Origin of the sequence: Enterobacter sp. 302C9, assembly GCF_034106085.1 — a bacterium.
Taxonomy (GTDB): Bacteria; Pseudomonadota; Gammaproteobacteria; order Enterobacterales; family Enterobacteriaceae; genus Enterobacter; species Enterobacter asburiae_B.
In genome coordinates this window covers 68,617-94,238 of sequence record NZ_JAWNBW010000009.1, presented here as the reverse complement: position 1 = coordinate 94,238, position 25,622 = coordinate 68,617, and the positions used below count along the sequence as shown (strand labels likewise).

The following is a 25,622-nucleotide window of genomic DNA, read 5'->3' as shown; positions in this document are numbered from 1 at the left end:
TGAACCAGGCGAAAGCTATGTTTCAGGAGTGCAACAATGAGTACATTAAGCCACGCAGCGAGCAGCGCTGAAAAGCGCACTAATGCCCGCTACTGGATAGTGGTGATGCTGTTTATCGTCACATCCTTTAACTATGGTGACCGCGCCACGCTGTCGATTGCCGGTTCGGAAATGGCAAAAGATATCGGCCTTGATCCGGTGGGCATGGGTTACGTTTTCTCCGCATTCTCATGGGCCTACGTCATCGGGCAAATTCCTGGCGGCTGGCTGCTGGACCGTTTTGGATCTAAACGCGTCTATTTCTGGTCCATCTTTATCTGGTCAATGTTTACCCTGTTGCAGGGTTTCGTCGATATCTTCAGCGGCTTCGGCATTATCGTGGCGCTCTTCACGCTGCGCTTCCTGGTAGGCTTAGCGGAAGCACCTTCCTTCCCGGGGAACAGCCGTATTGTCGCTGCCTGGTTCCCGGCGCAGGAGAGGGGAACGGCGGTGGCGATTTTCAACTCCGCACAGTACTTCGCGACGGTGATCTTCGCGCCAATCATGGGCTGGCTGACGCATGAGGTGGGCTGGTCGCACGTCTTCTTCTTCATGGGCGGGCTTGGGATCGTCATCAGCTTCGTCTGGCTGAAAGTGATCCACGAACCCAACCAGCATCCTGGCGTGAACAAAAAAGAGCTGGAGTACATCGCGGAAGGCGGCGCGCTGATCAATATGGATCAGAAATCGGCAAAAGCAAAAGTCCCGTTCAGCCAGAAATGGGCGCAGATCAAGCAGCTCGTCGGCTCGCGCATGATGATCGGCATCTATCTGGGCCAGTACTGTATTAACGCCTTAACCTACTTCTTCATCACCTGGTTCCCGGTATACCTGGTGCAGGCACGCGGCATGTCGATTCTGAAAGCGGGATTTGTCGCGTCGGTCCCGGCAATTTGCGGCTTCGTCGGCGGCGTGCTCGGCGGAGTGATTTCCGACTGGCTGATGCGCCGTACCGGCTCGCTGAACATCGCGCGTAAAACCCCGATTGTGCTCGGCATGCTGCTCTCCATGACCATGGTGTTCTGTAACTACGTCAACGCCGAATGGATGATTATCGGCTTTATGGCGATGGCCTTCTTCGGCAAAGGCATTGGCGCGCTGGGCTGGGCGGTGATGGCGGATACGGCACCGAAAGAGATCAGCGGCCTGAGCGGCGGCCTGTTCAACATGTTCGGCAACATCTCCGGGATTGTTACGCCCATCGCTATCGGCTACATCGTCGGCACCACCGGCTCTTTCAACGGTGCGCTAATCTACGTAGGTGTGCATGCGCTGGTGGCGGTGCTGAGTTACCTGGTGCTGGTTGGGGATATCAAACGCGTCGAACTTAAACCTGTTGCGGAGCGTGGATAATGACAACGCAATCGAGCCCAACCGTCACGGAGATGAAGGTCATCCCGGTGGCCGGGCAGGACAGCATGCTGCTCAATATCGGCGGGGCGCATAGCGCCTGGTTTACCCGTAATATCGTCGTGCTGAAAGACAGCGCAGGGCATACCGGCGTGGGCGAGGCCCCGGGTGGGGAGGTGATCTACCAGACGCTGGTCGATGCCATTCCGCAGGTGGTGGGCCAGGAGGTCGCCCGTCTGAACAAGGTGGTTCAGCGGGTGCATAAGGGCAATCAGTCGGCAGACTTTGATACGTTCGGTAAAGGTGCCTGGACGTTTGAACTGCGGGTCAACGCGGTCGCCGCGCTGGAGGCCGCTCTGCTCGACTTGCTGGGTAAGGCGCTCAATGTTCCGGTTTGCGAGCTGCTGGGGCCCGGCAAACAGCGTGATGCGGTCACCGTGCTGGGCTATCTGTTCTACGTGGGCGATCGCAATAAGACCGATCTCCCGTATCTGGCCCGATCCACGGGCGATCACGACTGGTATCGCCTGCGCCACCAGGAAGCGCTCTCCAGCGACGCGGTGGTGCGGCTGGCCGAGGCTGCGCAGGATCGCTACGGCTTTAAGGATTTCAAACTGAAGGGCGGCGTGCTGCCCGGCGAGCAGGAGATTGATACGGCCCGGGCGCTGAAAAAACGCTTTGCTGATGCGCGGATCACCGTCGATCCCAACGGCGCCTGGCTGCTGGAGGAAGCGATTAGCCTGTGCAAAGGGCTGGGGGATGTCCTGACCTATGCGGAAGATCCCTGTGGCGCGGAGCAGGGCTTCTCGGGCCGTGAAGTCATGGCCGAGTTTCGTCGCGCCACCGGGCTGCCTGTCGCGACCAATATGATCGCCACCAACTGGCGTGAAATGGGTCATGCAGTGATGCTGAACGCCGTCGACATTCCGCTGGCGGACCCTCACTTCTGGACGCTTTCAGGTGCAGTGCGCGTGGCGCAGCTGTGCGATGACTGGGGGCTGACCTGGGGCTGTCACTCGAACAACCACTTTGATATTTCGCTGGCGATGTTTACCCACGTTGGCGCGGCGGCGCCGGGTAACCCGACCGCCATCGATACCCACTGGATTTGGCAGGAAGGGGAAGCCCGCCTGACGAAAAATCCGCTGGAAATCATCAACGGCAAGATTGCCGTACCGGATGCGCCGGGCCTGGGCGTGGAGATTGACTGGGATCAGATCCATAAAGCCCATGAGGCGTATAAAAAGCTACCGGGCGGCGCGCGTAACGACGCGGGCCCGATGCAGTACCTGATCCCCGGCTGGACATTTGACCGTAAGCGCCCTGTTTTTGGACGTCACTGATAAAAGGATTACACGATGAGTACTTTTACGACCCCTGTCGTCACTTCCATGCAAATCATTCCGGTTGCGGGCCATGACAGCATGCTGATGAACCTGAGCGGCGCGCATGCGCCATTCTTTACCCGCAATATTGTCATTATCAAAGACAATTCCGGGCATACGGGCGTGGGTGAAATTCCGGGCGGGGAGAAGATCCGCCAGACGCTGGAAGATGCCATTCCGCTGGTGGTGGGCAAAACGCTGGGTGAGTATAAAAATGTCCTCAACACCGTGCGCAATACCTTTGCCGATCGCGATGCTGGAGGGCGTGGCCTGCAGACCTTCGACCTGCGCACCACCATTCACGTGGTGACCGGGATTGAATCCGCGATGCTGGATCTGCTGGGTCAGCATCTGGGCGTTAACGTTGCGTCGCTGTTGGGCGAGGGGCAGCAGCGCAGCGAAGTGGAAATGCTGGGCTATCTGTTCTTTGTCGGCGACCGCAGGCTGACGCCATTGCCTTATCAGAGCCAGCCGGATGAACAATGCGACTGGTACCGACTTCGCCACGACGAGGCGATGACCCCGGATGCGGTGGTGCGCCTGGCGGAAGCCGCGTACGACAAATATGGCTTTAACGATTTCAAACTGAAGGGCGGCGTGCTGGCCGGTGAGGAAGAGGCGGAAGCCGTCACCGCGCTGGCAAAACGTTTCCCGCAGGCGCGCGTGACGCTGGATCCGAACGGCGCATGGTCGCTAAATGAGGCCATTGCGATCGGTAATCAGCTGAAAGGCGTTCTGGCGTATGCGGAAGATCCGTGTGGGGCTGAGCAAGGCTTCTCAGGACGTGAAGTCATGGCGGAATTTCGCCGCGCAACGGGGCTGCCGACCGCGACCAATATGATTGCCACCGACTGGCGTCAGATGGGACACACCCTGTCCTTGCAGTCTGTCGACATTCCGCTGGCGGACCCGCACTTCTGGACGATGCAGGGGTCGGTGCGCGTGGCGCAAATGTGCCACGAGTTTGGCCTGACCTGGGGCTCGCACTCTAACAACCACTTCGACGTGTCGCTGGCGATGTTCACGCACGTTGCCGCCGCCGCGCCGGGCACGATTACCGCTATCGACACGCACTGGATCTGGCAGGAGGGTAACCAGCGTCTGACTAAGCAGCCGTTTGAGATCAAAGGTGGCATGGTGCAGGTGCCTTCCACGCCGGGTCTGGGGGTTGAGCTGGATATGAACCAGGTCATGAAAGCCCATGAGCTGTATCAAAAACACGGTCTGGGCGCGCGTGACGACGCCATGGCGATGCAGTATCTGATCCCTGACTGGACATTCGACAATAAACGCCCGTGCATGGTACGATAAACGCATTGGGACCGCTCCCACAAGCGGTCTTTTACGTGGTGTATGCTTAACGTAACGACTATGCGTAAGGATGGCTTATGAAAATTGTTATCGCACCGGACTCGTATAAGGAAAGTTTGAGTGCGCTTGAGGTTGCGACAGCGATAGAACGTGGTTTTCGCGAGATCTTTCCCGAGGCGGTTTACGTCAAGCTGCCGGTCGCGGACGGTGGCGAAGGGACGGTTGAGGCGATGATCGCGGCAACGCAGGGACGCATTGTGCATGTTCCGGTGACCGGCCCGCTGGGTGAGCGCGTGGAAGGATTTTATGGCTTATCCGGTGACGAGCAAAGTGCCTTTATTGAAATGGCGGCGGCAAGCGGCCTGGAGCTGGTCGTTCCTTCGCAGCGTAATCCCCTGAAAACCACCTCGTGGGGCACGGGCGAACTTATTCGTCACGCGCTGGACGCAGGCGTTAAGCATATCATCATCGGCATTGGCGGCAGCGCCACCAATGACGGCGGGGCAGGGATGGTGCAGGCGCTGGGGGCAAAGCTGCTGGACGACAGCGGGCAGCCCCTTGGGCAGGGCGGGGGCGAGCTGGGAAAACTCGCGCGTATCGACCTGAGCGGGCTGGACAGACGTCTGGCGGAGTGCCGGATTGAGGTCGCCTGTGATGTGACGAATCCGCTCACCGGAAAGGATGGCGCGTCAGCCGTATTTGGCCCGCAAAAGGGGGCCACATCCGAGATGATCGTCACCCTGGACAACGCGCTGGCGCAGTATGCGAGAGTCATTGCCCGGGATCTGGATATCGACGTGCTAAACCTTGCTGGCGGCGGCGCGGCGGGTGGCATGGGGGCCGCGCTGTACGCCTTTTGCGGCGCGGAGCTGCGCCAGGGCATTGAGATCGTGACCGATGCGCTACACCTGGCCGACCAGGTGGCCGATGCGGATCTGGTGATCACGGGAGAAGGCCGCATCGACAGCCAGACGATCCACGGCAAAGTTCCGGTGGGCGTTGCGAAAGTGGCGAAACGCTTTAACAAACCCGTCATCGGCATTGCAGGCAGCCTGACGTCGGACGTTGGCGTGGTACACGATCACGGCATTGATGCGGTGTTTAGCGTGATTTACACCATCTGCTCGCTGGAAGATGCGCTGGAAAATGCCAGCGAGAACGTCAGGATGGCCGCCAGGAATATCGCGGCGGTGCTGAAAGTGGGGCAGGGAATGTAGTTCTCCCTCTCCCTGTGGTAGAGGATCGGGGTGAGGGCATCAGGCCGCACCCGCAATCGTAGGCCCGGTAAGCGTAGCGCCACCGGGCTTTTATCTCAGCTTCCCAGCAACTTCGTCGCTTCGCGCGTTACGTTATCCATCTCATCCAGCAGCTCCAGAAACTCCGGTTCAAGCTCCGATTCCGGCGTGCCGGCACGCAGCTGCTGCTCCAGCAGCTGGCAAAGATTTTTCAGCCGCGGCACGCCGCTGTACCCGCAGCTGCCGTGCAGCTTGTGGATCGCTTCCAGCAGCGCTTCCGGATTTTCACCCACCAGCTGCTCTTCTACCTTATTGCGAATTTCCGGCAGAAACGCGACCAGCATTTGCAGCATTTCGCGGGCTAAATCGGGTTTACCTGCCGCCTGGCGCAGCGCGAGCTGCCAGTCAAAGGTCGCGTTCTGGTTGACGCTGATTTCAACCGGCTCGCTGGAAACCGTGTACGTCCCGCTAATGTGACCCGGCTTATAGCGTAACAGCAGGTTATGAAGTTTCTCTTCATCGATGGGCTTCGCCAGATAGTCATTCATTCCGGCGCTCAGCAGCTTCTCTTTCTGACCGGCCATCGCGTGCGCGGTGACCGCAATGACCGGGGTTTGCTGCTGGTGCGGCAGTTGGTGGATCAGCTCGCAGGCCCGAATGCCATCCATGCCCGGCATCTGAATATCCATCAGGATTAAATCGAACTGCATCTGCTTCGCCTGTTCAACCGCCTGCGCGCCGCTGGTGCAGAGCTCAACGTGCTGAACCTGGTCCTCAAGCAATGCGCCAATCAGCTTCAGGTTGGCCTGATTATCATCCACCGCCATCACGCTCATCGGCAATTTTTGCTCGTCGTTAATCAGCGGGAGAGCATGCTGGCTAAGACGGCAATACTCTGTGAGCGCGGGCAGGAGGCGGGTCGAGGTGAGCGGCTTCAGCAGACATGCGGCGGCTCCGTCGTTTTTCAACTCCTCCGCATTTATCTGGGCGTGGCAGGGTAGCGCCAGCAGCAGATAGTCGGTCATTGACGCGGCTTTCGCCAGCCGCTCCTGCTGCATGGTCAGTTCGCCGGTGAAGGTGACCGGGATCCCCATCAGCAGAATATCGTAATGCTCAACGGCAAGCGCTGAGAAGGTTGGGCTGTAAACCACCTCCAGCGGCGTGGTGCTTAAAATATCGAGCGCACACTGCGCTGCCGCCGCGTTAGGTTCGACGTAGGCCAGGCGCTTGCCTTTCAGGCAGTCCGTCACCGGGCCATCGGTCAAAACGTTCGGGTTGAGGTCCAGATTAATATGGAACCAGAAGGTTGAACCGCGATTCGGCTGGCTGTGGAAAGAGATATCGCCGCCCATCTCGTTCACCAGGCGCTGCGTGATCACCAGCCCCAGGCCGGTACCGCCATGACGGCGGGAGATACTGGCGTCCGCCTGACGGAACGCCTGGAACAGACGCGACTGATCCCGCTCAGGAATACCGATGCCGGTATCGCGGATCTGGACTTCAATCTGCACTTTATTGCTGCTGATGGAGCGTTTTTCTACCAGGATGTCGATGTTACCGCTTTCGGTGAATTTAATCGCATTCCCGACAAGGTTGGTAATGACCTGCTGCAGGCGCAGCGGATCGCCAATGACGTTATCCGGCACGTCGTTTTTAATGTTGAGCGTCAGCTCAAGGCCCTTGTCGTGCGACGAGTGCGCGAGCAGCGTCACCACCTCATCGAGCGTACTGCGCAGCGGGAAGGGAATGCTTTCCAGGATCAGCTTGCCCGCTTCCAGCTTGGAGAAGTCCAGCACGTCGTTGATGATCGCCAGCAGGTTGTTGGCCGAGCGTTCAATGGTGTGCAGGTGATCGCGCTGAGTCGGGTTGAGCTCGCTTTTCAGCGTCAGGCGGGTAAAGCCGATCACGCCATTGAGCGGCGTACGCAGCTCGTGCGACATATTGGCCAGGAATTCCGACTTAATACGTGCCGCTTCCTGGGCGCGCTTTTTCGCCAGATCCAGCTCAACGTTCTGGATCTCCATCTGCTCCAGCGTTTCGCGCAGGTCGGACGTGGCCTGGTCAACGTTGTGCTGCATCTCTTCGTGATACGCCGCCAGCGACATGGCCATTGAGTTGATGCCGTTCTTCAGCATGTCCAGCTCGCCCAGCATAAACCCTTCCACCCGGCTGTCGAGCTGTCCCCGGCGGATGCGGTCAACCGTATTAACCATGTTGCGGATGGGGCCCGTCACGTCGCGCATCAGGCGCCAGCCGAAGATCAGCGCAATGCCAATGCAGAACAGCATCATCACGCCAGAGATAAAAATTTCTTTGTACTGTTGTAGCCGGACCGACTTGAGATCCAGCTCCAGCGCCACGTATCCCAGCATATTGTTGCTGGATTTGGCGTCGGATTGCGCTGACTCATCGGGGGAATAGCTTTCCGACACGATCGGCGTGCGCAGGATCATGATATCGCCGCGCCGCAAGACGGTGAGGTGGCGCGGGAATGGTGTACCGTCCGGGATCTTCAGGGCTGCCGGATCGAGATGAAAATTCGAGGTGACAAACAGGCGGTTATGTTCGTCGTAAACGGAAATGGCGCGTACGATGTCCGAGTGACGGCGGTGGAGCACGCTGATTAACTGGCCAATGGATTCGCGGTTTTGCAGGTTCATGCCGTACTCGCTGGAAACGGCAAGCGGTTCGATAATGCTGGCGCCTGCATCTTCAAGCTGCCGCTGCAAATCGTTATAGCGGTGCACCACAAAGAAGATACTCAGCAGCAAACCGATGAGAACGGTGGGGGCGAGGATCAAAATCATCATGCGCGCGCGCAGGCTGTAGTTGGTCATGGCGTTCCGTTATGGGACAATTAAGATAATTATGTTTATGTGAGAAAAATCTCGGCGATGGCGCAATTCTACTCTGCAAAGCGACGCGTGACGACGCGTCAAATCATTACTGTTGAAGCCACGGACCTCGATCCGTTTGGTCAGGGAGTGGCACGTCACAACGGTAAGGCTCTGTTTATAACAGGTTTACTGCCGACAGAACGAGCAGAAATTACGCTGACGGAAGATAAACGCCAGTTCGCGCGCGGACAGGTTAAGCGCCGCCTCAACGATAGCCCGGAGCGCGTGAAGCCGCGCTGCCCACATTTTGGCGTTTGCGGAGGCTGCCAGCAACAGCATGCGAGCACAGAATTACAGCAAAAAAGCAAAAGCCGCGCGCTGGCGCGTCAGCTTAAACATGACGTTAACGAAATTCTCGCCGATGCGCCCTGGGGCTATCGGCGACGCGCGCGCCTGAGCCTCAGCTATCAGCCAAAAACGGCGCGGCTGGAGATGGGGTTTCGCAAGGCCGGTTCCAGTGACATCGTCGATGTGCAGCAGTGCCCCATTTTGGCGCCCCATCTTGAGGCATTGCTTCCGGAGGTGCGCACCTGTCTCTCTGAACTGGACGGCGTTCGCCACCTCGGACATGTCGAACTGGTCATGGCCAACAATGGACCGCTGATGGTCCTGCGCCATACCGCGCCGTTGTCGAAAAAAGATCGCGAAAAACTGGAACGCTTTTCGCATTCCCACGACCTGGCGCTTTTCCTTGCCCCACAAAGCGAGATACTTGAGCAGGTTACCGGTGAGGCGCCCTGGTATGCGTCAAACGGGCTACGCTTAACGTTCAGCCCGCGGGATTTCATTCAGGTGAATGACGGCGTTAACCAACTGATGGTTGAGAAAGCGCTGACGTGGCTGGATGTTCAGAAAAGCGATCGGGTGCTCGATCTGTTCTGCGGAATGGGCAACTTCACGCTGCCGCTGGCGCGAAAAGCGACCAGCGTCGTTGGCGTGGAAGGCGTTGAGGCGCTGGTGGCTAAAGGGCAGGAGAACGCGCAGCAGAACGGCTTGCAAAATGTGACATTCTTTCATCAAAATCTTGAGGAAGACGTCACCCAACAGCCGTGGGCAAAACAGGGCTTTGATAAAATTTTGCTCGACCCGGCGCGGGCCGGTGCCCCGGGTGTGATGGCACATATTATTAAACTCGCGCCGAAGCGTGTGGTCTATGTTTCCTGTAACCCGGCAACGCTTGCCCGGGACAGCGAGGCATTAATCAGCGCGGGTTACCAAATTCAGCGTCTGGCAATGCTGGACATGTTCCCGCACACTGGACATCTGGAATCGATGGTGTTGTTCGAGCACATCTAATTTGTTTGGCTTGTCGACTTCGACAGGCCCAGGTCCCTAAAGGAGAGGACAATGGTTGCGGTAAGAAGTGCACATCTCAATAAAGCTGGGGAATTTGACCCACAAAAATGGATCGCAAGTCTGGGAATTTCCAGCCAGCAGTCGTGTGAACGCTTAACCGAAACCTGGGCCTATTGTCTGCGCACCACGCAGGGGCATCCCGACGCCGATCTTCTCCTGTGGCGCGGCGTGGAGATGGTGGAAATCTTATCCATGCTGAACATGGATATTGAAACGCTGCAGGCCGCGCTTCTCTTCCCCCTCGCGGATGCGGACGTGGTCAGCGAAGACGTGCTGCGCGACAGCGTCGGGAAATCCGTCGTCGCGCTGATCCACGGCGTGCGCGATATGGCGGCCATTCGCCAGCTCAAAGCCGCGCACACCGATTCCGTCTCCTCTGAGCAGGTCGATAACGTTCGCCGGATGCTGCTGGCCATGGTGGATGATTTCCGCTGCGTGGTCATCAAGCTTGCCGAGCGTATTGCCCACCTGCGTGAAGTGAAGGATGCGCCGGAAGACGAGCGCGTGCTGGCGGCCAAAGAGTGTACAAATATCTACGCGCCGCTGGCGAACCGCTTAGGGATTGGTCAGCTGAAATGGGAGCTTGAAGATTACTGCTTCCGCTATCTGCACCCGGCGGAATATAAACGTATTGCCAAACTCCTTCATGAGCGCCGTATCGACCGCGAGCACTATATCGAGGAATTTGTCGGCGGGCTGCGCCAGGCGATGAAAGAAGAGAACGTGCGCGCCGAAGTCTACGGCCGGCCTAAGCATATCTACAGCATCTGGCGCAAAATGCAGAAGAAACACCTCGCGTTTGACGAGCTGTTTGACGTGCGCGCCGTGCGTATCGTGGCGGATCGTCTGCAGGACTGCTACGCCGCGCTGGGGATAGTACACACTCACTTCCGTCATCTGCCCGATGAGTTCGATGACTATGTCGCCAACCCCAAACCGAACGGCTATCAGTCTATCCATACCGTTGTGCTTGGCCCTGGCGGCAAAACGGTCGAGATTCAGATCCGCACCAAACAGATGCACGAAGACGCCGAGCTGGGCGTGGCCGCGCACTGGAAATACAAAGAAGGCACCTCCGGCGGAGCGCGTTCTGGCCACGAAGACCGCATTGCCTGGCTGCGCAAGCTGATTGCGTGGCAGGAAGAGATGGCCGACTCCGGCGAGATGCTCGACGAAGTGCGCAGCCAGGTCTTTGACGATCGCGTCTACGTCTTTACCCCAAAAGGGGACGTTGTCGACCTGCCGGCGGGCTCTACGCCGCTCGATTTTGCCTACCACATCCACAGCGATGTTGGGCACCGCTGCATCGGGGCGAAAATTGGCGGACGTATCGTACCGTTCACCTATCAGCTGCAGATGGGTGACCAGATTGAAATCATTACCCAGAAGCAGCCCAACCCGAGCCGTGACTGGCTTAACCCGAACCTGGGCTACGTCACCACCAGCCGCGGGCGCTCGAAAATTCACGCCTGGTTCCGTAAACAGGATCGTGACAAGAACATCCTTGCCGGTCGCCAGATCCTCGACGACGAGCTGGAGCATATCGGGATAAGCCTGAAAGAGGCGGAGAAATTCCTGCTGCCGCGCTACAACTTCAACGAGCTTGACGAGCTGCTAGCGGCCATTGGCGGCGGTGATATCCGTCTGAATCAAATGGTGAACTTCCTGCAGGCGCAGTTCAATAAGCCAAGCGCGGCAGAGCAGGACGCGGCGGCGCTGAAGCAGCTGCAGCAGAAAACCTATGCGCCGCAGCAGCGCAGCAAAGACAACGGCCGCGTGGTGGTCGAGGGCGTAGGTAACCTGATGCACCACATTGCCCGCTGCTGCCAGCCTATTCCGGGCGACGATATCGTCGGCTTTATCACTCAGGGACGCGGGATTTCGATTCACCGTTCCGACTGCGACCAGCTTGCCGAGCTGCAGTCGCATGCGCCGGAGCGCATCGTGGAAGCGGTCTGGGGTGAGAGCTATTCTGCCGGCTACTCGCTGGTGGTGCGCGTCACTGCCAACGACCGCAGCGGCCTGCTGCGCGACATCACGACCATTCTCGCCAACGAGAAGGTCAACGTGCTGGGCGTCGCCAGCCGCAGCGATACCCGCGAGCAGCTTGCCACCATCGATATGACCATCGAAATCTACAACCTGCAGGTGCTGGGCCGCGTGCTTGGCAAACTGAACCAGGTGCCGGATGTGATTGACGCGCGTCGTCTGCACGGCGGTTAAACACACTCTTCTGTAGGCCGGGTAAGGCTTTGCCGCCACCCGGCTTGTTTTTTTAATGGAAAACACTATGACTCAAATCGACCGCCTGCTCGGCATCATGAAACGCCTGCGCGACCCGGAAAACGGCTGCCCGTGGGACAAAGAGCAGACTTTCGCCACCATTGCGCCTTATACCCTCGAAGAGACCTACGAGGTGCTGGACGCCATTTCCCGCGAAGATTTTGACGACCTGCGCGGCGAGCTGGGCGACCTGCTGTTCCAGGTGGTGTTCTATGCGCAAATGGCGCAGGAAGAGGGGCGCTTTAACTTTGACGATATCTGCGCTGCCATCAGCGACAAGCTTGAGCGCCGTCATCCCCATATCTTCGGCGATGCCACCGCAGGGAACAGCGCTGAGGTGCTGGCCCGCTGGGAGCAGATCAAAAGCGCCGAGCGAGCGGAAAAATCCCAGCACTCGGCGCTGGATGATATTCCGCTGAGCCTGCCCGCGCTGATGCGCGCGCATAAAATCCAGAAACGCTGCTCCGCCGTCGGTTTTGACTGGACCTCCCTCGGCCCGGTGCTGGATAAAGTGCACGAAGAGATTGACGAAGTCATGCACGAAGCGCAGCAGGCGGTGGTGGATGAAGCAAAGCTTGAGGAAGAGATGGGCGACCTGCTGTTTGCGACCGTCAACCTTTCTCGCCATCTGGGTGTAAAAGCGGAAACCGCCCTGCAAAAAGCCAATATAAAATTCGAACGACGCTTTCGCGAAGTTGAGCGGATTGTCGCCTCGCGAGGCCTGGAAATGAGCGGAATTGACCTCGAAGCGATGGAAGAAGTCTGGCAAGAAGTAAAGCGCCAGGAATCTGATCTCTAACGAGATTTTGCGATCAAGCGCAATTTGTGTGATTTTTTAAATGACAAGCGCTTGATTTGCGTCAAAAACATTTACCCAAAAGGGGCTATTTTCTCACTCCTTATGTTTGTCATGGCCTGGAATGGAGACGGAGAATGAAAGTTTGTGGCGCTCGCCGTGTTCGGGTATACTACTTTCCCGTCCTGGTTATTCCATCGTTTCACCCTAACTTCTCAGGTTCAGCATGACAACGAACTATATTTTTGTGACCGGCGGGGTCGTATCCTCTCTGGGTAAAGGCATTGCCGCAGCCTCCCTCGCAGCCATTCTTGAAGCCCGTGGCCTCAATGTGACCATGATGAAACTGGATCCGTACATCAACGTCGATCCGGGCACCATGAGCCCAATCCAACACGGGGAAGTGTTCGTTACTGAAGACGGCGCTGAAACCGATCTGGATCTTGGCCACTACGAGCGTTTCATCCGCACCAAAATGACCCGTCGTAATAACTTCACGACTGGCCGCATCTACTCCGACGTTCTGCGTAAAGAGCGCCGTGGTGACTATCTGGGTGCAACCGTTCAGGTTATCCCGCACATCACTAACGCAATCAAAGAACGCATTGTTGCGGGTGGCGAAGGCCACGACGTGGTGCTGGTTGAAATCGGCGGTACCGTGGGTGATATCGAATCCCTGCCATTCCTGGAAGCGATTCGTCAGCTGGCGGTAGATATCGGCCGTGAGCACGCGCTGTTCATGCACCTGACTCTGGTGCCGTACATGGCCGCCGCAGGTGAAGTGAAAACCAAGCCGACTCAGCACTCTGTGAAAGAGCTGCTCTCCATTGGTATTCAGCCAGATATCCTGGTTTGCCGCTCCGATCGCGCGGTTCCGGCGAACGAACGTGCGAAAATTGCATTGTTCTGTAACGTGCCTGAAAAAGCCGTTATTTCAATGAAAGATGTCGATTCCATTTATAAAATCCCGGGCCTGTTGAAATCTCAGGGCCTGGACGATTATATTTGTAAACGATTCAGCTTGAACTGTCCGGAAGCGAACCTGTCTGAATGGGAACAGGTTATTTATGAAGAAGCCAACCCGGCAGGGGAAGTGACTATCGGTATGGTCGGCAAGTACATTGAACTGCCGGATGCCTATAAGTCAGTGATCGAAGCGCTGAAACACGGTGGTCTGAAGAACCGTGTTTCCGTGAACATCAAGCTGATTGATTCGCAGGATGTTGAAACGCGTGGCGTTGAAATCCTGAAAGATCTGGATGCTATCCTCATCCCTGGCGGCTTCGGCTACCGTGGTGTAGAAGGCAAGATCGCCACCGCGCGCTATGCGCGTGAAAACAATATTCCATACCTCGGCATCTGTCTGGGTATGCAGGTTGCGCTGATCGAATTTGCGCGCAACGTAGCGGGAATGGAAAACGCGAACTCTACGGAATTTGTGCCAGACTGTAAGTACCCTGTTGTGGCGCTTATCACTGAATGGCGTGACGAAGAAGGTAACGTCGAAGTCCGTACCGAGAAGAGCGATCTGGGTGGCACCATGCGTCTTGGCGCACAGGCCTGCCAGCTGTCTGACGATAGCGTGGTTCGCAAGCTGTACGGCGAGCCGGTCATCACCGAGCGCCATCGTCACCGCTATGAAGTCAACAACATGTTGTTGAAACCTATTGAAGCCGCGGGCCTGCGTGTTGCGGGCCGCTCCGGGGATGATCAGTTAGTCGAGATCATTGAAGTGCCAAACCATCCGTGGTTTGTCGCCTGCCAGTTCCACCCGGAATTTACTTCAACGCCACGTGACGGACATCCGCTGTTTGCAGGCTTCGTGAAGGCCGCCAGCGACTACCAGAAGCGTCAGGCGAAGTAAAAAAAGTTAGAACGGCAACGCGTACCTTTGGTACGCGTTGTTTGTCTGGAGTTTTAGTTTAACTTGTACTGAGGAAAATCTAATGTCCAAAATCGTTAAAGTCATCGGTCGTGAAATCATCGACTCCCGTGGTAACCCGACCGTTGAAGCCGAAGTTCACCTGGAAGGTGGTTTCGTTGGTATGGCTGCTGCTCCATCAGGTGCTTCTACTGGTTCTCGCGAAGCGCTGGAACTGCGCGATGGCGACAAATCCCGCTTCCTGGGCAAAGGCGTACTGAAAGCGGTTGGCGCTGTAAACGGTCCGATTGCTCAGGCAATCCTTGGCAAAGACGCCAAAGACCAGGCTGGCATCGACAAGATCATGATCGATCTGGACGGTACTGAAAACAAATCTAACTTCGGTGCGAACGCAATCCTGGCTGTTTCTCTGGCGAACGCCAAAGCGGCTGCTGCTGCGAAAGGTATGCCACTGTTCGAGCACATCGCTGAACTGAACGGCACCCCAGGCAAATACTCCATGCCTGTACCAATGATGAACATCATCAACGGTGGTGAGCACGCAGACAACAACGTTGATATTCAGGAATTCATGATTCAGCCAGTTGGCGCGAAATCCCTGAAAGAAGCGGTACGTATGGGTTCTGAAGTGTTCCACAACCTGGCTAAAGTTCTGAAAGCTAAAGGTATGAACACTGCTGTTGGTGACGAAGGTGGCTATGCGCCAAACCTGGGTTCTAACGCAGAAGCGCTGGCCGTTATCGCAGAAGCAGTTAAAGCTGCTGGCTACGAGCTGGGCAAAGACATCACCCTGGCGATGGACTGTGCAGCATCTGAATTCTACAAAGACGGTAAATACGTTCTGGCTGGCGAAGGCAACAAAGCGTTCACCTCCGAAGAGTTCACTCACTTCCTGGAAGACCTGACCAAACAGTACCCAATCGTGTCTATCGAAGACGGTCTGGACGAGTCTGACTGGGCTGGCTTCGCATACCAGACTAAAGTACTGGGCGACAAAATCCAGCTGGTTGGTGACGACCTGTTCGTAACCAACACCAAGATCCTGAAAGAAGGCATCGAGAAAGGCATCGTTAACTCCATCCTGATCAAATTCAACCAGATCGGTTCTCTGACCGAAACTCTGGCTGCGATCAAAATGGCGAAAGACGCTGGCTACACCGCTGTTATCTCTCACCGTTCTGGCGAAACTGAAGACGCTACCATTGCCGACCTGGCTGTAGGTACCGCTGCAGGCCAGATCAAAACCGGTTCTATGAGCCGTTCTGACCGTGTTGCTAAATACAACCAGCTGATTCGTATCGAAGAAGCGCTGGGCGAAAAAGCACCATACAACGGTCTGAAAGAGATCAAAGGCCAGGCATAATTGCTTAAGCCTTAAAATGAAAATGCCAGTCGAATGACTGGCATTTTTTTTGGCTATTTAAAATCGACCGCCATTTGCTCCGGAATGGTCAGCCCCTGGGTGGTTTGCACGCAGCGGGCGATATAATCCGTAAACCGGGGCGGCTTCGGCATCCCCATGCTCAGCAGCTTATCGTTGCTGAAGCGCACGTTAAGCGTGGCAAATGCACCGTATAAACGCATGGCTTTCAGCATCAGACGTTCGTTGCACGGCCCAAAAATATGTTTCAGCTCGCGGCGCATTCTGACCAGCGTTTCGTAGCTGACCTGCGCATATTTATCCCCGACGGGGGCTTTCTCCAGCGCCTGCGCCATTGCCTGATCGATATCCGCAAAGCGAACGCTGTTCTCTTCTCCCGCAGAAATGTGCACCACTTCTCCCGGACGAGCGTTGCTGTTGAGCAGCATTAACATCGCGTCGGCGCAATAATCCACCGGAACAACGTCAATCCGGTCTTCCATTGAGCACATAAACTTCTGCAGCATCAGGCCCATGCTAAAGACCCAGAAAATGCTGCTCGACGGCGTGCAGCCGTGACGGGTATGGCCGACGACGATGGACGGACGGGCGATGAGCAGCGGCAGGTTAGGGCACTCCTGGCGCATCAGCTGTTCGATGGTTGACTTCGAAAACGTGTATTCCACCAGGTGTTCAGCATTCTCTCTGAATTCAGCGCTTTCGGCGACCAGTGAATCTTGCTCCGGCGTGCATGACATTGCGGTGCCGACGTGGAGGAAACGCTGCAGGCCCGTGACCTGCTCCATACGGCGCGCCAGCGCGAGCGTACCTTCAACGTTGACCTTCCAGATCAGCGGGTTATTACCAAATGAGGCCACGGCCGCACAGTTAACCACGTGCGTGACCCGATCCAGACGGGGATCGTTCAGGAAGGCATCCGACTGGCTGAGGTCGCCAATCAGAATATTATCCACCTTCAAGGAGGCCAGTTTGTCCTCGGGAACGTTGAACTTGCGCATGTTCTCCAGCACGCGCTCCAGCCCGCTCTGCGGATCGCTGGCGCGCGCAAGTAAAAGGAGTTTTGCGGGTTGATCGCTGGTCAGGATTTTTTCAAGAACTGCACCACCCAGAAATCCGGTCACGCCTGTAATCAATAACATCTTCATTAATACCGTCTCATTATGATTGATGAGGCGGATTGTAGGCGTGCAAAAGTAAACGGCATTTAAATAATAAAACGCCGAAATCAATGGCGTCTTAAGCTTATTTTAAGGAAAGGAAATCAGGTGGATATATTGGACAGTATCGCAAGGGTAAAAATTCACTCTATTAAGATTTAAATTTTAACTCATTGAATTTAATTGTTTTTATGAAGTCTGTACCTAATAGTGAACGTAATTCAAAATGTAATAAATATAATAATTTGTTACACCAAACATTTATTCAATAAATGTTTTAAATACCACTTAACTCAAATCAGACAACATAAATCGCAGGCCGATTTATTTAGCCTGCGAATGATTTTCAGAGCAAAAGGGGAAGCGTGGCGCTGGCTGTTTGCTGGCTAACGTCGCCGTAATGACCATCCAGCGCAATCATGGACGTGGTCAACAGCTCGACCAGCAGCATCACTCCAACCTTAGCATTGAGCGCGCCTGCACTTAGAGGGCCTTCTGGTTTGGCGGCAACCAGCTGCATGTCGCTCAGAGACGCCAGCGGGCTGCGGGGCGTATTGCTGAGCGCCAGAACCTTAACGCCGCGCTTGCGGGCAAGCTTCACCACGTGGAGTAAATCCCGCGTTGAACCCGAGCTGGAGATGGCCACAACCAGCGTATCTTTCGAAAGCGTTGTCGCATTCATGGCCGCGCGGTGCATATCGCTAAACAGCTGTGCGGGTTTTCCCAGCCGCAGCAGCTTGTAATGCAGATACTCGCCGAGGATCGCGCTGGCCGCGACGCCATAAATCTGCACGGATTGCGCCTGATGCAGCGCCAGCGCCGCTTTTTCAAGCAGCGTGCGGTCGAGGAGTCTGGCGGTATCCTGCAAAGCCTGCACCGACTCATCCACGACGTTATCAATCTCATCCCCCGCCTGACGCGCGGGCTGGCCCTGCTGAATATCCAGCGCAAGCGCCATTTTAAATTCGTTATAGCCCTTGCAGCCCAGCGTCCGGCAAAGGCGCGTGACGCTGGCTTCGCTGGTGTGGCTCTCGCGCGCCAGTTCAGTGATCGTCAGGTAGAGCACCCGGGCAGGATCGCTGAGGACAAACTCACCGAGTTTTTGTTGCGTTGGGCTGTACCCGGAAGCCTCCTGGCGGAGCTTCAGCAGCAGATTTTCATGGTCCGACATGCCACGTCCTTAATGTGTTTCGCTGCGACTAGTGTGGCGGAAAGGAGGGGAAAGATGCCAGTCATTTTGAAAAAGTATGATCGGCTTCCTGGTTTTTGATGATAATTTTCACTGAGCGATATTTATGTGGTAAAAATTTTCATCGTTTAACGGGGAGATGAAAAAATGATGCAAATGTTCAGTGGTGCTTCTTCGGGGGGATGGTTTGAAAAAGCGCAGCGCTTTGGTAAATCCTTTATGTTGCCTATCGCCGTGCTGCCCGCGGCGGGCCTGCTGCTGGGGATAGGCGGCGCGTTATCGAATCCCAATACGCTGGCGGCTTATCCGTTTTTAGATGTGGGCTGGCTGCAGGCCATTTTCACTATCATGAGCAGCGCCGGTTCAATCGTGTTTGCGAACCTCTCGGTGCTGTTTGCGGTTGGGGTAGCCGTCGGGCTGGCAAAAAGCGATAAGGGCACGGCTGGGCTGGCGGCGCTACTCGCGTTTCTGGTGATGAATGCCACCATCAACGCGCTGCTGATCCTCACCGGCAAACTGGCGCACGAGAACCCGGGCGCTGTGGGGCAGGGCATGACGCTGGGGATCCAGACGCTGGAAACCGGCGTGTTCGGCGGCGTGGTGATTGGTCTGGTGACCTGCACGCTCCATCATCGGTTTAATAAAATTGCGCTTCCGCAGTTCCTCGGGTTCTTTGGCGGCTCGCGCTTTGTTCCCATCATCAGCTCGCTGGCGGCGATACTCGTCGGCGCGCTCATGACGGTGGTCTGGCCGCATTTTCAGAAACTGATTTTTGGTCTCGGCGGGCTGGTGGATGCCACCGGCTATCTGGGCACCCTGCTGTACGGCTTCATTTTACGCATGCTGGGCCCGTTTGGTTTGCACCACATCTTCTATCTGCCGTTCTGGACCACCGCGCTCGGCGGCAGCGAGATTGTCAACGGTCACCTCGTCGAGGGCACACAGCGGATCTTCTTCGCCCAGCTGGCCGACCCGAACACGCAGCATTTCTATGAAGGCACGTCGCGCTTCATGTCCGGGCGCTTTATTACGATGATGTTTGGCCTGCTCGGCGCGTGCCTGGCGATGTACCACACGGCAAAACCGGAGAACAAAAAGCGCGTTGCCGGGCTGCTGCTCTCTGCGGCGCTAACCTCGTTCCTGACCGGGATTACCGAGCCTATCGAGTTTTCCTTCCTGTTTATTGCGCCGGTGCTTTACGTCATTCATGCGCTGTTTGACGGGCTGGCGTTCATGCTCGCGCACATGCTGCATATCACCATCGGGCAAACCTTCTCCGGCGGTTTTATCGACTTCGTGCTGTTCGGCATTTTGCAGGGAGAGGCCAAAACCAACTGGATGTTCGTTCCCCTGGTGGGCGTGCCGTGGTTCTTCCTTTACTACTTCACCTTCCGCTATCTGATTAACCGTTTTGATTTTGCCACGCCGGGTCGGGAAAAGGAGGCGATGGCCAATGAGGTGACCTTCTCGCAGAGCGAGCGCGCCGTTGCGGTGATCGCGGGATTAGGCGGAAAAGAGAATCTGGAAGAGGTGGACTGCTGCGCCACGCGTCTTCGCGTCACGGTGAAGGACGGCAGCAAAGTGAATGACGCGGCGCTGAAAGCCACCGGCGCGCGCGGCGTTATCGTGCGCGGTAACGGGGTTCAGGTCATTTATGGCCCGCACGTCACGATTATCAAAAACGAAGTGGAAGAGATTTTATCGTAATGAAAACTGTACTGGATAACCTGAAGGGAAAACTGGTCGTCTCCTGTCAGGCGCTGGAAAATGAACCGCTGCATAGCCCGTTTATTATGTCGCGCATGGCGCTGGCGGCGGCACAGGGCGGGGCCGCCGCCATTCGTGCCAACAGCGTGGTGGATATCGAGGCCATTAAGCAGCGGGTCTCTTTGCCTGTTATCGGCATCATCAAACGGGATTACCCGGAAAGCGAGGTGTTTATCACCGCCACGATGAAAGAGGTGGATGAGCTCATGGCCGCCTCTCCGGAAATCATAGCGCTCGATGCGACGGCGCGGGAGCGCCCCGGTGGTGAATCCCTGGAAACGCTGGTCGCGCGCATCCGCTGGCGCTACCCCTCAGTACTGCTGATGGCCGATATTTCCACGGTCGAAGAGGCAGTGACGGCGCAGGCGCTTGGCTTTGACTGTGTCGGCACCACGCTTTACGGCTATACGGCGGAAACGGCGGGCCATTCGCTTCCGGAAAATGACTGCGCGTTTCTGAAGGCCGTGCTGGCTGCCGTGACGGTTCCCGTGGTTGCCGAAGGCAACGTGGATACGCCTGAACGCGCGGCCAGATGCCTGGCGCTGGGCGCGCATACGGTGGTGGTCGGCGGCGCCATCACCCGTCCACAGCAAATTACCGAGCGTTTTATGGCGGCGATTGGCGCGCAAAGCACCGATGGAGCATGACCATCCGGCGGGGATCTGCGATACTTATCGTTTATCCCCTTTACTGAGATGACTATGCAGTACCCGATTAACGAGATGTTCCAGACCCTGCAAGGCGAGGGTTACTTTACCGGCGTTCCCGCTATTTTCATTCGTTTACAGGGATGCCCGGTTGGCTGTGCCTGGTGTGATACCAAACATACGTGGGATAAGCTCGCAGATCGGGAAGTGTCGCTGTTTAGCATTCTGGCGAAAACCAAAGAGAGCGATAAGTGGGGCGCGGGCAGTTCAGAAGATCTGCTGGCCATTATTGGTCGTCAGGGCTGGACGGCGCGCCACGTCGTGATCACCGGCGGTGAACCCTGCATCCACGATCTGACGCCGCTGACCGAGTTGCTCGAAAAGAACGGCTACAGCTGCCAGATTGAGACCAGCGGCACCCATGAAGTGCGCTGTTCACACACCACCTGGGTGACGGTATCGCCAAAAGTGAATATGCGCGGCGGGTATGACGTGCTGTCTCAGGCGCTGGAACGCGCGGATGAGATTAAGCACCCGGTTGGGCGCGTGCGTGATATCGAAGCGCTGGATGAACTGCTGGCAACGCTGACGGATGAAAAGCAGCGCGTCATTGCGCTACAGCCGATCAGCCAGAAAGACGACGCGACGCGCCTGTGCATTGAAACCTGTATTGCGCGCAACTGGCGCCTGTCGATGCAGACGCACAAATACCTGAATATTGCCTAAAAAAAAGCCCGGTTTAGCCGGGCTTTTTTTACTCCCCGCGATAGATACAGCCGGCGGTACAGGTCTCTTTAATCATCACCGCGCTCAGCAGCGGTACCAGCGGCTTCATCTGATCCCAAATCCATTTCGCCAGCACTTCGCTGGTCGGGTTTTCAAGGCCCGGGATATCATTCAGGTAGTAATGATCCAGACGATCGTAGGTCGGCTTAAACGCCGCCTTCAGTTCGGCAAAATCCATGATCCAACCGGTATGCGGATCAACTTCACCGGTGATCTCAAGACGCACCATGAACGAATGCCCGTGCAGACGGCCGCATTTATGCCCTTCAGGGACATGCGGAAGGTGGTGGGCGGCTTCGAAGGTGAAATCTTTAAACAGTGTGGTGGACATGATCGCTCTCAGTAATGCGGAAAAAACCGCCGCATAGTACCGGAAAGCACAATTTTTAGCATTAACTAAAACGGCTCTGAAGCCTGGCGTCTCGTTAACAGGCGTTTTTTGATGCTTTTATCGATAATTTTCAGAGGGTTAATTAATCGGTTTTATCGCTAAGTATGACAACTAAAACAGGTTAGTCCATTTGGTTATTTATTATTTCCATCCCTTCTTTAATTGTTATTATCCTCGCCGTTAACCTTATCTTCAGTTTGGATTTATTCGCTTAAAGTCCGCTTGGCTACTGGAACATAACGACGCATGACAACACAGGCCCCACCTTCAAATTTGCTTCCCCTGAACCCGGAGCAACTGGCGCGCCTTCAGGCTGCCACCTCTGATTTTTCTCCCACTCAGCTTGCCTGGGTCTCCGGTTATTTCTGGGGAATGCTCAATCAGCAGCCTGGCGCTGTGGCGGGTGCACCGGTAACGGCCGTTGAAATTCCGGCCATTACCCTGATTTCCGCCTCGCAGACGGGCAATGCGCGCCGCGTGGCCGAAGCGCTGCGTGACGACCTGCTGGCCGCCAAACTGAACGTGAACCTGGTCAACGCCGGGGATTATAAATTTAAGCAAATCGCGTCAGAAAAACTGCTGGTGGTGGTCGCCTCTACGCAGGGTGAAGGTGAACCTGCTGAAGAAGCGGTGGCCCTGCATAAGTTCCTGTTCTCGAAAAAAGCGCCGAAGCTGGATGGCACGGCGTTTGCCGTATTTGGCCTTGGCGATACCTCGTATGAATTCTTCTGCCAGTCCGGTAAAGACTTCGACAGCAGGCTGGCGGAGCTGGGCGCGGAGCGCCTGCTGGACCGCGTTGACGCGGATGTTGAATACCAGACCGCCGCCGCCGAATGGCGTGCGCGCATCGTTGAGGTGCTGAAAGCGCGCGTGCCGAAAGAGACGTCGGCGCAGGCCGCGTTCACCGCGACGGGTGCCGTCAACGACATCCACACCAGCCCGTACACCAAAGAGGCGCCGCTGACGGCGAGCCTGTCGGTGAACCAGAAAATCACCGGCCGCGATTCGGAAAAAGACGTGCGCCATATCGAGATCGATCTCGGCGACTCTGGCCTGCGCTATCAGCCGGGCGACGCGCTGGGTATCTGGTATCAGAACGATCCGGCTCTGGTGAAAGAGCTGGTTGAGCTGCTGTGGCTGAAGGGTGACGAGCCCGTCACCGTTGACGGCAAAATCCAGCCGCTTGCAGAGGCGCTGCAGTGGCATTTCGAGCTGACGGTGAACACCCCGAATATCGTCGAAAATTATGCCACCTTAACGCGCAGCGAATCCCTGCTGCCGCTGGTGGGCGACAAGGCGAAGCTGCAGCATTACGCCGCGACGACGCCAATTGTCGATATGGTGCGTTTCTCTCCGGCTCAGCTGGATGCCGATGCGCTGATCGGCCTGCTGCGACCGCTGACGCCGCGCCTGTACTCCATCGCCTCTTCGCAGGCCGAAGTGGAGAGTGAAGTGCATATTACCGTCGGCGTGGTGCGCTACGACATCGAAGGCCGCGCCCGTGCGGGTGGGGCATCAAGCTTCCTGGCGGATCGCGTGGAAGAAGAGGGCGAAGTGCGCGTCTTTATCGAGCACAACGACAACTTCCGCCTGCCGGCGAACCCGGAAACGCCGGTCATCATGATTGGCCCAGGCACCGGCATTGCGCCGTTCCGCGCCTTCATGCAGCAGCGCGCGGCAGATGAAGCGCCGGGTAAAAACTGGCTGTTCTTCGGCAACCCGCACTTTACCGAGGATTTCCTCTACCAGGTTGAGTGGCAGCGCTATGTGAAAGAAGGCGTACTGACCCGCATCGATCTGGCCTGGTCCCGCGACCAGAAAGAAAAAGTATACGTACAAGATAAACTGCGCGAACAGGGCGCAGAGCTGTGGCGCTGGATCAATGACGGTGCCCACATTTATGTCTGCGGCGACGCCAATCGCATGGCGAAAGACGTTGAGCAGGCACTGCTGGAAGTGATTGCCGAATTCGGCGGTATGGATGCCGAAACGGCGGATGAATTTTTAAGTGAGCTGCGCGTTGAGCGCCGTTATCAGCGAGATGTCTACTAATGAGCGAAAAACATCCAGGGCCACTGGTGGTCGAAGGTAAACTGACAGACGCCGAGCGCATGAAGCTGGAAAGCAACTATCTGCGCGGCACCATTGCTGAAGATCTGAATGACGGTCTCACCGGCGGCTTCAAAGGCGACAACTTCCTGCTGATCCGCTTCCACGGCATGTACCAGCAGGACGATCGCGACATCCGCGCCGAGCGTGCCGAACAGAAGCTGGAGCCGCGTCATGCGATGCTGCTGCGCTGCCGTCTGCCGGGCGGGGTGATCACCACCAAACAGTGGCAGGCCATCGACAAGTTTGCCGGTGAAAACACGATTTATGGCAGCATCCGCCTGACCAACCGTCAGACATTCCAGTTCCACGGCATTCTGAAGAAGAACGTCAAGCCGGTGCATCAGATGCTGCACTCGGTCGGGCTGGACGCGCTGGCGACCGCCAACGACATGAACCGTAACGTGCTTTGCACCTCGAACCCGTATGAGTCCGAGCTGCACGCCGAAGCCTATGAGTGGGCGAAGAAGATCTCTGAGCATCTGCTGCCGCGCACCCGCGCCTATGCGGAGATTTGGCTCGATCAGGAAAAAGTCGCGACCACGGACGAAGAACCGATCCTTGGCCAGACCTATCTGCCGCGTAAGTTTAAAACCACGGTCGTGATCCCACCGCAGAACGATATCGATCTGCACGCCAACGACATGAACTTCGTGGCGATTGCCGAAAACGGCAAGCTGATTGGCTTTAACCTGCTGGTGGGCGGCGGCCTGTCCATTGAGCACGGTAACAAGAAAACCTACGCCCGTACCGCGAGCGAGTTCGGCTTCCTGCCGCTGGAGCACACGCTGGCCGTGGCGGAAGCGGTAGTAACCACCCAACGCGACTGGGGCAACCGTACCGACCGTAAAAACGCGAAAACCAAATACACCCTGGAGCGCGTGGGCGTTGAGACGTTCAAAGAGGAAGTGGAGCGTCGTGCGGGGATCAAATTTGAGCCGATCCGCCCTTACGAATTCACCGGTCGCGGCGATCGCATTGGCTGGGTGAAGGGTATCGATAATAAGTGGCACCTGACGCTGTTTATCGAAAACGGCCGTATTCTGGATTATCCGGGCCGTCCGCTGAAAACCGGTCTGCTGGAAATTGCTAAGATCCATAAAGGCGAATTCCGCATTACCGCTAACCAGAATCTCATTATTGCCGGCGTGCCGGAGAGCCAGAAGGCGAAGATAGAGAAGCTGGCGCGCGATCACGGGTTAATGGATGCGGTTAAGCCGCAGCGTGAAAACTCCATGGCCTGCGTGTCGTTCCCGACCTGTCCGTTGGCGATGGCCGAAGCGGAACGTTTCCTGCCGTCATTCACTGACAAAGTGGAGGCGATTCTGGAAAAACACGGTATTCCGGACGAGCATATTGTTATGCGCGTCACCGGCTGCCCGAACGGCTGCGGCCGCGCGATGCTGGCCGAGCTGGGTCTGGTGGGGAAAGCGCCGGGTCGTTACAACTTGCACCTGGGCGGTAACCGTATCGGCACGCGCATTCCGCGTATGTTCCGCGAGAACATTACCGAGCCGGAAATCCTTGATTCCATCGACGAGCTTGTCGGGCGCTGGGCGAAAGAGCGCGAAGCGGGTGAAGGCTTCGGCGACTTTACGGTGCGTGCGGGCATCATTCGCCCGGTGCTCGATCCCGCAAGGGATTTCTGGGAGTAACCACGA

At 56.6% G+C, this 25,622-nt stretch carries 18 protein-coding genes; 14 read left to right on the top strand and 4 right to left on the bottom strand.

The genetic code is table 11. From position 1 onward, the window contains the following. Window positions 1–36 precede the first annotated feature (36 nt). The 4 genes from gudP (at window position 37) to UR289_RS16655 (ending at window position 5,302) form a co-directional block, all read left to right on the top strand. Complete coding sequence (gene gudP / locus UR289_RS16670) at window positions 37–1,392, top strand: galactarate/glucarate/glycerate transporter GudP (protein ID WP_023309021.1); 1,356 nt, start codon at window positions 37–39, stop codon at window positions 1,390–1,392. Beyond that, complete coding sequence (locus tag UR289_RS16665) at window positions 1,392–2,732, top strand: enolase C-terminal domain-like protein (RefSeq protein WP_217071778.1); 1,341 nt, start codon at window positions 1,392–1,394, stop codon at window positions 2,730–2,732. Before gudP ends, UR289_RS16665 begins: the two co-directional genes overlap by 1 nt. 15 nt (window positions 2,733–2,747) lie before the next feature. Beyond that, a complete protein-coding gene (gene gudD / locus UR289_RS16660) occupies window positions 2,748–4,085 on the top strand; it encodes a glucarate dehydratase (protein WP_320710981.1) in 1,338 nt (445 codons plus the stop codon). A gap of 77 nt (window positions 4,086–4,162) precedes the next feature. Further along, window positions 4,163–5,302 carry a glycerate kinase gene (locus tag UR289_RS16655; protein ID WP_320710979.1) on the top strand — a complete coding sequence of 380 codons (1,140 nt, stop codon included), beginning with the start codon at window positions 4,163–4,165 and terminating at the stop codon, window positions 5,300–5,302. Between the two features lie 95 nt (window positions 5,303–5,397). Here UR289_RS16655 and barA read toward each other — a convergent pair whose 3' ends face one another. Then, entirely contained in the window at window positions 5,398–8,157 is a 2,760-nt protein-coding gene (gene barA / locus UR289_RS16650) for a two-component sensor histidine kinase BarA (protein ID WP_069303255.1), read from the bottom strand. A gap of 57 nt (window positions 8,158–8,214) precedes the next feature. Here barA and rlmD point away from each other — a divergent pair, with 57 nt between their 5' ends. From rlmD to eno, 5 genes are all read left to right on the top strand, one after another. Then, the gene (gene rlmD / locus UR289_RS16645; RefSeq protein ID WP_320710976.1) at window positions 8,215–9,513 is read left to right on the top strand and encodes a 23S rRNA (uracil(1939)-C(5))-methyltransferase RlmD; all 1,299 of its coding nucleotides are present in this window, start codon (window positions 8,215–8,217) and stop codon (window positions 9,511–9,513) included. A gap of 51 nt (window positions 9,514–9,564) precedes the next feature. After that, window positions 9,565–11,796 carry a GTP diphosphokinase gene (gene relA, locus UR289_RS16640; RefSeq protein ID WP_214580311.1) on the top strand — a complete coding sequence of 744 codons (2,232 nt, stop codon included), beginning with the start codon at window positions 9,565–9,567 and terminating at the stop codon, window positions 11,794–11,796. 67 nt (window positions 11,797–11,863) lie between these two features. Further along, on the top strand, window positions 11,864–12,655 hold the full coding sequence (gene mazG, locus UR289_RS16635; protein ID WP_032660259.1) for a nucleoside triphosphate pyrophosphohydrolase: 792 nt from the start codon (window positions 11,864–11,866) through the stop codon (window positions 12,653–12,655). 223 nt (window positions 12,656–12,878) lie between these two features. Then, window positions 12,879–14,516 carry a glutamine hydrolyzing CTP synthase gene (pyrG, locus tag UR289_RS16630; protein ID WP_023309013.1) on the top strand — a complete coding sequence of 546 codons (1,638 nt, stop codon included), beginning with the start codon at window positions 12,879–12,881 and terminating at the stop codon, window positions 14,514–14,516. 82 nt (window positions 14,517–14,598) lie between these two features. Continuing rightward, complete coding sequence (eno, locus tag UR289_RS16625) at window positions 14,599–15,897, top strand: phosphopyruvate hydratase (protein ID WP_023309012.1); 1,299 nt, start codon at window positions 14,599–14,601, stop codon at window positions 15,895–15,897. Window positions 15,898–15,950: 53 nt separating this feature from the next. On the opposite strand, the gene UR289_RS16620 is transcribed toward eno, so the two are convergent. Next, window positions 15,951–17,060, bottom strand: a complete 1,110-nt coding sequence (locus UR289_RS16620; RefSeq protein ID WP_087823265.1) for an SDR family oxidoreductase — start codon at window positions 17,058–17,060, stop codon at window positions 15,951–15,953. A gap of 358 nt (window positions 17,061–17,418) precedes the next feature. After that, window positions 17,419–18,243: a MurR/RpiR family transcriptional regulator gene (locus UR289_RS16615; RefSeq protein ID WP_029741550.1), complete on the bottom strand. Its 825-nt coding sequence runs from the start codon at window positions 18,241–18,243 to the stop codon at window positions 17,419–17,421. Window positions 18,244–18,408: 165 nt separating this feature from the next. On the opposite strand from UR289_RS16615, the gene UR289_RS16610 reads away from it, so the two are divergent. The 3 genes from UR289_RS16610 to queE are packed head-to-tail and all read left to right on the top strand — an operon-like array spanning window position 18,409 to window position 21,401. Then, window positions 18,409–19,968 carry a PTS transporter subunit EIIC gene (locus UR289_RS16610; protein WP_033146417.1) on the top strand — a complete coding sequence of 520 codons (1,560 nt, stop codon included), beginning with the start codon at window positions 18,409–18,411 and terminating at the stop codon, window positions 19,966–19,968. Beyond that, a complete protein-coding gene (locus tag UR289_RS16605; RefSeq protein WP_320710972.1) occupies window positions 19,968–20,675 on the top strand; it encodes an N-acetylmannosamine-6-phosphate 2-epimerase in 708 nt (235 codons plus the stop codon). The genes UR289_RS16610 and UR289_RS16605 overlap by 1 nt, the downstream gene beginning before the upstream one ends. A gap of 54 nt (window positions 20,676–20,729) precedes the next feature. Then, window positions 20,730–21,401 (top strand): 7-carboxy-7-deazaguanine synthase QueE, encoded by a 672-nt coding sequence (gene queE / locus UR289_RS16600; protein ID WP_023333236.1) that lies wholly within the window; start codon window positions 20,730–20,732, stop codon window positions 21,399–21,401. A 28-nt stretch (window positions 21,402–21,429) separates the two neighbouring features. Here the strand turns inward: queE and queD are convergent, their stop codons facing one another. Next, window positions 21,430–21,792: a 6-carboxytetrahydropterin synthase QueD gene (gene queD / locus UR289_RS16595; RefSeq protein WP_023309002.1), complete on the bottom strand. Its 363-nt coding sequence runs from the start codon at window positions 21,790–21,792 to the stop codon at window positions 21,430–21,432. Between the two features lie 306 nt (window positions 21,793–22,098). Here queD and cysJ point away from each other — a divergent pair, with 306 nt between their 5' ends. Next, window positions 22,099–23,904 (top strand): NADPH-dependent assimilatory sulfite reductase flavoprotein subunit, encoded by a 1,806-nt coding sequence (cysJ, locus tag UR289_RS16590; RefSeq protein WP_232938785.1) that lies wholly within the window; start codon window positions 22,099–22,101, stop codon window positions 23,902–23,904. Continuing rightward, window positions 23,904–25,616, top strand: coding sequence for an assimilatory sulfite reductase (NADPH) hemoprotein subunit (gene cysI, locus UR289_RS16585; RefSeq protein ID WP_023309000.1), 1,713 nt, complete (start codon window positions 23,904–23,906; stop codon window positions 25,614–25,616). Before cysJ ends, cysI begins: the two co-directional genes overlap by 1 nt. Window positions 25,617–25,622: the final 6 nt, after the last annotated feature.

What these genes read in the sequence shown, in the direction of transcription:
- mazG (WP_032660259.1), top strand. Translation starts at nt 11,864, where the DNA reads ATGACTCAAATCGACCGCCTGCTCGGCATCATGAAACGCCTGCGCGAC.
- UR289_RS16610 (WP_033146417.1), top strand. Translation starts at nt 18,409, where the DNA reads ATGATGCAAATGTTCAGTGGTGCTTCTTCGGGGGGATGGTTTGAAAAA.
- gudP (WP_023309021.1), top strand. Translation starts at nt 37, where the DNA reads ATGAGTACATTAAGCCACGCAGCGAGCAGCGCTGAAAAGCGCACTAAT.
- rlmD (WP_320710976.1), top strand. Translation starts at nt 8,215, where the DNA reads ATGGCGCAATTCTACTCTGCAAAGCGACGCGTGACGACGCGTCAAATC.
- UR289_RS16605 (WP_320710972.1), top strand. Translation starts at nt 19,968, where the DNA reads ATGAAAACTGTACTGGATAACCTGAAGGGAAAACTGGTCGTCTCCTGT.
- UR289_RS16620 (WP_087823265.1), bottom strand. Translation starts at nt 17,060, where the DNA reads ATGAAGATGTTATTGATTACAGGCGTGACCGGATTTCTGGGTGGTGCA.
- cysJ (WP_232938785.1), top strand. Translation starts at nt 22,099, where the DNA reads ATGACAACACAGGCCCCACCTTCAAATTTGCTTCCCCTGAACCCGGAG.
- UR289_RS16615 (WP_029741550.1), bottom strand. Translation starts at nt 18,243, where the DNA reads ATGTCGGACCATGAAAATCTGCTGCTGAAGCTCCGCCAGGAGGCTTCC.
- UR289_RS16665 (WP_217071778.1), top strand. Translation starts at nt 1,392, where the DNA reads ATGACAACGCAATCGAGCCCAACCGTCACGGAGATGAAGGTCATCCCG.
- queD (WP_023309002.1), bottom strand. Translation starts at nt 21,792, where the DNA reads ATGTCCACCACACTGTTTAAAGATTTCACCTTCGAAGCCGCCCACCAC.
- relA (WP_214580311.1), top strand. Translation starts at nt 9,565, where the DNA reads ATGGTTGCGGTAAGAAGTGCACATCTCAATAAAGCTGGGGAATTTGAC.
- UR289_RS16655 (WP_320710979.1), top strand. Translation starts at nt 4,163, where the DNA reads ATGAAAATTGTTATCGCACCGGACTCGTATAAGGAAAGTTTGAGTGCG.
- gudD (WP_320710981.1), top strand. Translation starts at nt 2,748, where the DNA reads ATGAGTACTTTTACGACCCCTGTCGTCACTTCCATGCAAATCATTCCG.
- cysI (WP_023309000.1), top strand. Translation starts at nt 23,904, where the DNA reads ATGAGCGAAAAACATCCAGGGCCACTGGTGGTCGAAGGTAAACTGACA.
- queE (WP_023333236.1), top strand. Translation starts at nt 20,730, where the DNA reads ATGCAGTACCCGATTAACGAGATGTTCCAGACCCTGCAAGGCGAGGGT.
- barA (WP_069303255.1), bottom strand. Translation starts at nt 8,157, where the DNA reads ATGACCAACTACAGCCTGCGCGCGCGCATGATGATTTTGATCCTCGCC.
- pyrG (WP_023309013.1), top strand. Translation starts at nt 12,879, where the DNA reads ATGACAACGAACTATATTTTTGTGACCGGCGGGGTCGTATCCTCTCTG.
- eno (WP_023309012.1), top strand. Translation starts at nt 14,599, where the DNA reads ATGTCCAAAATCGTTAAAGTCATCGGTCGTGAAATCATCGACTCCCGT.